Raw genomic sequence first — 5,903 nt, 5'->3', positions numbered from 1 at the left:
AAAAAGAACCATAGAAAATTCCATGGTTCCTTTCCGCCAATATGTTCACCGCTTCCCTCACGCTTTGGAATTCTTGGACAGCTTCTCCAAAATCGTGATCATCATCTCCAGCTCCTCTTCGCTGAGGACGGATAAATGCGTTTTCAACACTTCCCGTGACTTCTTCCGGGCTTCCGCCAGCACCTCGGCCCCCCGCTCGGTAACCGACAACAGCACCGCCCGCCGATCCTGCTCGTCATGCCGCCGCTCCACGAAACCGCTTTGGACCAGCCGATCGATCATGACCGTAATCGCGCTGGGCTTCACCTCCAGCTTCTCGGCTAAATAGCTGACATTGCAGTTGGACTTCCGGGCAATCAGCATCAGCGTATGAAATTGCGGGCCCGTCAGGCCCAGCTCCTGATGGTGCATTAATTCACTTTTCACTTTCCGAAACGAACGGGTCCATACCGATTCGATCCGATCTATGTAATGGTCGAGATCAACGGACAACCAAACCATTCCTCTCTCCGATAATAACCCTACTGTTTAGAGTGTATTATGCAGACTCCGAAAATTCAAGGAATCTGTCGCCATTTGACGGGTAACCCTACTTGAAAAGGCCGGGAAAATCGCTTATGATGAAACCGAGAAGTCAAAATAATTTTCACATTTCACAAGAATTTAATAAAAATTATTTTCGTAGCAAGTAAACAATCACATCCAACGGCTGAACTTCCTGAGGGAGGAATTTATCTATGACACCCATATTGCATGCGGTATCCAGCCACCTGGAGACGCTGTCGCCGCAGGAACGCAAGCTGGGCGAATACATTTTGGAGTCGCCGGCCACCGTCATTCATCAGGGGATCACAGAGCTGGCCAATGCGTGCGGGATTAGTCCCTCAACGGTGACAAGGTTCTGCAAGACTTTTCACTTTAAAGGCTTCCCTGATTTCAAAATGAAGCTGGCTTCCGAGCTGGCCCACAAGCCTGCGGAGAACCACTACCAGGACATCATCGCCGGCAACGACCTGCAAAAAATCGTCGAAGCGATGGAAGCCAACCATCTCGCCTCGATTACCGACACCACCCGGCTGCTGGACATGAACCAGCTGTCCCGGGCCGTTGAGGCGTTATGCCGCGCCAAGCGCATCGATCTGTACGGTGTGGCGACTTCCTCGATTGTCGCCCAAGACTTTTACCAGAAGCTGGTGCGTATTGGCAAGAACTGCACCGCCTTCGCTGACTCGCATATGCAGATCACTTCCGCTTCCTCGCTCGGCGAAGGCGACGTGGCGCTGGCGATCTCCTATTCAGGCGAAACGCCGGAAACGATCGACGCCCTGCGCTGCGCCAAAGACAGCGGCGCAACCACGTTGTCGCTCACGCAGTACAGCAGCAACTCCCTGGCTTCGCTCGCGGATATCGCTTTATTCTCATCCTCGTTAGAGGAAGGCATGCGCCGGGGTGATATGGCCTCGCGTATTGCGCAGCTGCACGTCATCGATATTTTGTTTACGGGGATGGTCAGCTTGGAATTCCAGGATTTCATTCCGAAGCTCGAAAGCTCGTATCAGAATGTTCAAATTTATCGTAAAACCCAAGGAGGGCAACACGAATGCTGAATATTATCAAAACCAACAGCGAGCAGCAATTTAATGAAACCGGAGCAGGCATCATCGCCAGCCTCCTGCAATCTAACCCGCGGGCGATTTTGGGCCTGGCTACCGGCAGCACACCGGTCGGGGTGTATGAGAAGCTGATCGAGCTGTACAAGAAAGGCAGCGTCAGCTTTAAGCAAGCGAGCAGCTACAATCTGGATGAATACATCGGATTGCCGGCGGACCATCCAGAGAGCTATCGCCGATTCATGGACGAGAAGCTGTTTAATCATATCGATATTTTGCCAGAAAATACGCATGTACCTGAGGGAAATGCTCCGGATCCTGAGCAAGCGGCCAAGGACTACGCAAAACTGCTGGATCAAGCGGGTCAAATCGACTTGCAGCTGCTGGGCCTTGGACATAACGGCCATATCGGGTTTAACGAGCCTGCCGATGAGCTGACGGGGCCGCCGCATGTCGTGAAGCTGCAAGAGCGGACACGGCTGGCCAATGCGCGCTTCTTCAATTCCATTGACGAGGTGCCAACTCACGCGCTCACGATGGGGATCGGTTCGATCCTGCAGGCTAAGCAAATCCTGCTGATGGCCAAAGGCGAAGACAAAGCCGAAATCATCGCCAAAGCGTTAAAGGGGCCAATCACGACCCAATGTCCGGCTTCGCTGCTGCAAACCCACCCGAATGTGGTTGTCGTCGTTGACCAGGCTGCGGGGAGATTCCTGTGATGAGCGGCGCCGGACGTACCTTCAACCTCATTCATGCCGAAGTTGTCACCCCGCGCGGAACGTTCCGCGACGGCGCGGTTGCGGTGAAAGACGGCGTCATCACTTACGTCGGCACGACCGCCGGATTACCTGAAGCTCACGCTGCAGGCGTCGAGACGATTGATGCGAAAGGCAGCTATGTGCTGCCCGGCTTTATCGACGTGCACGTGCACGGCGGCATGCTGAAGGATTTCTCGCAGCCAAGCAAGCAAGGTCTGGACGCCATTACGAAGCTTCATTGCAGTCAGGGAACGACTTCGATGCTGGCGACAACGATGACCCTTCCGAAGGCGATGATCGACAACGTGCTGGCCGAAGTCCATCAATATATGGCTGGCGAGATGCCTTATGCCCAATTGGTTGGCGTTCATCTGGAAGGGCCGTTTATCAGCCCGAAATGGCCGGGCGCCCAAAATCCTGAGCACATCGTCCCGCCGAACCGCGAATGGATCGAAGGTTGGGAACAACAGTATCCGGGGCTAATTAAGCAGGTTACGTTTGCGCCTGAACGGGACGGGGCGCATGAGCTGATCCGCTATTTACGGAAGCAGGGAATCGTAGCGGCTGCCGGTCATACCGATGCCACTTACGAAGAAATCATGGCCGCTTACGAGGTTGGCTTAAACCACTCCGTGCATATGTTTAACGCCATGACGCCGCTGCATCACCGCAAACCGGGCACCGCCGGGGCAATCCTGAGCACGCCGGGCATTAGCGCAGAAATCATCGCCGACGGCATTCACGTCCATCCTGCAGCAATCCGGCTGTTGGCCAGCGTGAAGACCGGCAGCAACCTGCTCCTGATCACCGATGCTATGTCGGCTGCAGGGCTCGGTGACGGGGACTACATGCTTGGCGACCTGCCGGTTGTCGTGAAGAATAACGTCTGCACGCTGCGCGACAGCGAAGGAACGTTAGCCGGAAGCACGTTGACGATGATCCGCGGTTTCCGCTATCTCGTACGCGAGGTGGGATTGTCGATCGAACGCGCGTCGGAAGCCGCCAGCGCCAATCCGGCGAAGCTGATCCGCATCGACCATTTAACCGGCTCGATCGAAACCGGCAAACAAGCAGATCTGCTGCTGGTCGACCGCGATTTGGAATTGCAGCGGGTGTGGGTCAAAGGACGTGCATTCCAAGATAACGAATAATCAAAACCATCCAATCACAAGATAAAGCGCGAGACGCAGGAAGGATTTCTTCCCGCTTCTCGCGCTTTTTGGTTCTCGCTATAAACCGCCGCTAGCGGGTTGTCCCTCCGGTGAAACCGGCATTCATGTCACGTGCACCTGTTCCTGTCCCATTGCCCATGCCGGCATTAGGTCTTGTCGGCGCATAACCATTTGGCCCGGTCATCGTCCCTGCACGGCCGGGGAATACACGGTTAATCAGCGTTTCGAAATCGCTGATGAAGTTGTTCAGTGTTCCGCCGCCCCGAGACTCTGTAGCATATTGGCCAATGGTGGATACAAAATCGGAATCGTTAGATACGTAGACGTTGCGGATATGCGGTGCCGCTTGCTTAACCGCTGCTTCGATCCGGTTTTTGAGATCCTGGGACACGTTGCTCGTTCCAGCTCCCAAGGCTCCGTTCCCGGTAGTGAAGCCCGAAGGGGTGTTCGTCGTCCCACGAGTACCTCCAGGATACATCGACCCGAAACGGTTGCCGGTTGTGCCGGTGCCCAACATCGAGCCGTTGTTACTGCGATTGACGTTGTTCCCCGTTCCGAACAAACCGCGTCCGAGGTCAAAGAGCCCGCCCAGTCCGGCACGGTCGTTGCCGCGAGCCAAACCGTTGTCTGCGGCGCCGCGGGTTCCATAGTCCGCACCGTAAGGGCCGCCGACATTGGTCGTACCAAGGCCAACTCCATTGGGACGTTGCACCCCGTAAGCGCTAGTGCGGCCTGTCGTATTCGTGCCGTGGAGTGTGACACCTACATATGCATCACGGTCGGTAACAACGACATGTGCGGTTTGAACGTCGCCAAGCTGTGCCACCTTGTTGCTAAGCGCAGGGCTGTAACGCAGGGAACGGATACGCATATCCTGTCCGCTGCCGGCGCTGCGGGAGAACAGACGGTTGCTGGGGTTTAAAGAATTGACATCATAATTTCGGTTATTGCCCCGTAAGCTTTGCGTGCGCACATTATTGTCGCCCTTCCCGTCACCACAACCTGCCATTAAAGCCATCCCGGCAAGCAACGCTGCGGATAACGATAAGTTAACGACTTTCGCTCCTCGCATGTAGTCAACCTCCATCCGTAAGAAGTAATGTATGAAACAGGACTTATCATGCGCCAAATCCCGTTGTCGTCATACAGGTAAACATAACCGAGCGACCCACCAGCCTCCTATGCTTCAGCGGGCTTGTATCGTGGGAAATCCACCCACACGTCCAATTCAGATTACGCGTACACTAAATCTGAGACGCTGAATAACCTCAAGGGGTGCTGGCCCATGAAAGTGCTGTTTACGTTTTATGTTCCGAGCGGCGGGGTCGAAACCTTAAACCGCCTGCGCTGCGATGCGCTAAAAAGACGGAACATTGAAGGCCATATTATGTATTTGCGTCCCGGTTCCGGGCTCATCAACACGCAGCAGGCGAACATTCCCGTGATGGTGGATCCAAGCGATGCCGAACTCGCTCAACGTTTGCCGCAATATGATGCCGTTATCGCAACCTCGGATTACTGGATGCCCGGACGGCTGCGCCGGCTTGGGTTTCACAAACCGATTATTTTTGAAATTCAAGGCTTGGGAACGCGGGAACAAGCAGAGCAGACGCTTCGGGAAGGCAAGGAGGAAATCCTGCGAAACTGCCAGGCTTCGCTGATGCCTCCAACCCCCCATTTGATTGAGCTGGCCTCCACCTACTACCCCACATTGCCCAAGTTCGTATTGATGAATCCGTTGGATACCCGGCATTTCCGTCACATTGCGCAACCGAAGTATCCGGTGCCCATCATCGCTTGGGTCGGACGGCTGGAGCCCAACAAAAATTGGGAGTTGTTCCTGAAAATCGCTTCCGCCCTACACCGCCAACGTCCACAGATGGAAATTTGGATGTTCCTTGATTATCAGCTTCCGTCCGAGGAGACGAAAAACCGGTTTTGGCAGTATGTTAAACGCTTGGGGCTAGAGCCTAAACTCAAATTGTATCCAAATACCCCTAACCGGGAGATGCCCTATTATCTATCCCGCGTCGGCGATTCAGGCGGACTGATGATCTCCACATCTACCCTGGAGGGCTTCGGCTATGCCGTTGCCGAGGCCTTAGCTTGCCGTTGTCCCGTGCTTACCACCGATTCCGATGGCGTACGTCTTTTTATCAAGCATAATGAAACGGGAAAGTTCTTCGCGTACCCGCAAGTGGGCCAAGCGGTTGCCAGAGCGTTGGAGCTGATGGACCATCACGGGCAGCGGGAGAAGATCCGCAGCATGGGGGAACAGCATATCCACCAGTGGCTGTCGCCGCAGCAGTATGCTGATTCGTTCCGCCAAATGCTGCAAAGCTTAGGAGTAAAATAAAGAAGCG

The 5,903-nt window shown here is 54.6% G+C and carries 6 protein-coding genes; 4 read left to right on the top strand and 2 right to left on the bottom strand.

All coding sequences use genetic code 11. The features are described 5' to 3' along the window. Positions 1-57: 57 nt before the first annotated feature. Positions 58-501, bottom strand: a complete 444-nt coding sequence (locus tag POTG_RS12125; protein WP_009225120.1) for a MarR family winged helix-turn-helix transcriptional regulator — start codon at positions 499-501, stop codon at positions 58-60. Between the two features lie 236 nt (positions 502-737). On the opposite strand from POTG_RS12125, the gene POTG_RS12120 reads away from it, so the two are divergent. The 3 genes from POTG_RS12120 to nagA are packed head-to-tail and all read left to right on the top strand — an operon-like array spanning position 738 to position 3,519. Further along, positions 738-1,607, top strand: a complete 870-nt coding sequence (locus tag POTG_RS12120) for a MurR/RpiR family transcriptional regulator (RefSeq protein WP_009225119.1) — start codon at positions 738-740, stop codon at positions 1,605-1,607. Then, positions 1,601-2,329 (top strand): glucosamine-6-phosphate deaminase, encoded by a 729-nt coding sequence (gene nagB, locus POTG_RS12115; RefSeq protein WP_009225118.1) that lies wholly within the window; start codon positions 1,601-1,603, stop codon positions 2,327-2,329. Before POTG_RS12120 ends, nagB begins: the two co-directional genes overlap by 7 nt. Continuing rightward, positions 2,329-3,519, top strand: coding sequence for an N-acetylglucosamine-6-phosphate deacetylase (gene nagA / locus POTG_RS12110; protein WP_009225117.1), 1,191 nt, complete (start codon positions 2,329-2,331; stop codon positions 3,517-3,519). The genes nagB and nagA overlap by 1 nt, the downstream gene beginning before the upstream one ends. Before the next feature lie 91 nt (positions 3,520-3,610). On the opposite strand, the gene POTG_RS12105 is transcribed toward nagA, so the two are convergent. Further along, positions 3,611-4,612 (bottom strand): YhcN/YlaJ family sporulation lipoprotein, encoded by a 1,002-nt coding sequence (locus POTG_RS12105; protein WP_036645153.1) that lies wholly within the window; start codon positions 4,610-4,612, stop codon positions 3,611-3,613. 213 nt (positions 4,613-4,825) lie between these two features. Here POTG_RS12105 and POTG_RS12100 point away from each other — a divergent pair, with 213 nt between their 5' ends. Further along, complete coding sequence (locus POTG_RS12100; protein WP_009225115.1) at positions 4,826-5,896, top strand: glycosyltransferase family 4 protein; 1,071 nt, start codon at positions 4,826-4,828, stop codon at positions 5,894-5,896. The last annotated feature ends 7 nt before the right edge of the window (positions 5,897-5,903 follow it).

This window comes from Paenibacillus sp. oral taxon 786 str. D14, assembly GCF_000159955.1.
GTDB classification, from domain to species: Bacteria; Bacillota; Bacilli; order Paenibacillales; family Paenibacillaceae; genus Fontibacillus; species Fontibacillus phoenicis.
Note: the sequence above shows the minus strand (reverse complement) of the source record. Positions and strands in the feature narration are given on the sequence as shown.

What these genes read in the sequence shown, in the direction of transcription:
- nagB (WP_009225118.1), top strand. Translation starts at nt 1,601, where the DNA reads ATGCTGAATATTATCAAAACCAACAGCGAGCAGCAATTTAATGAAACC.
- nagA (WP_009225117.1), top strand. Translation starts at nt 2,329, where the DNA reads ATGAGCGGCGCCGGACGTACCTTCAACCTCATTCATGCCGAAGTTGTC.
- POTG_RS12105 (WP_036645153.1), bottom strand. Translation starts at nt 4,612, where the DNA reads ATGCGAGGAGCGAAAGTCGTTAACTTATCGTTATCCGCAGCGTTGCTT.
- POTG_RS12120 (WP_009225119.1), top strand. Translation starts at nt 738, where the DNA reads ATGACACCCATATTGCATGCGGTATCCAGCCACCTGGAGACGCTGTCG.
- POTG_RS12100 (WP_009225115.1), top strand. Translation starts at nt 4,826, where the DNA reads ATGAAAGTGCTGTTTACGTTTTATGTTCCGAGCGGCGGGGTCGAAACC.
- POTG_RS12125 (WP_009225120.1), bottom strand. Translation starts at nt 501, where the DNA reads ATGGTTTGGTTGTCCGTTGATCTCGACCATTACATAGATCGGATCGAA.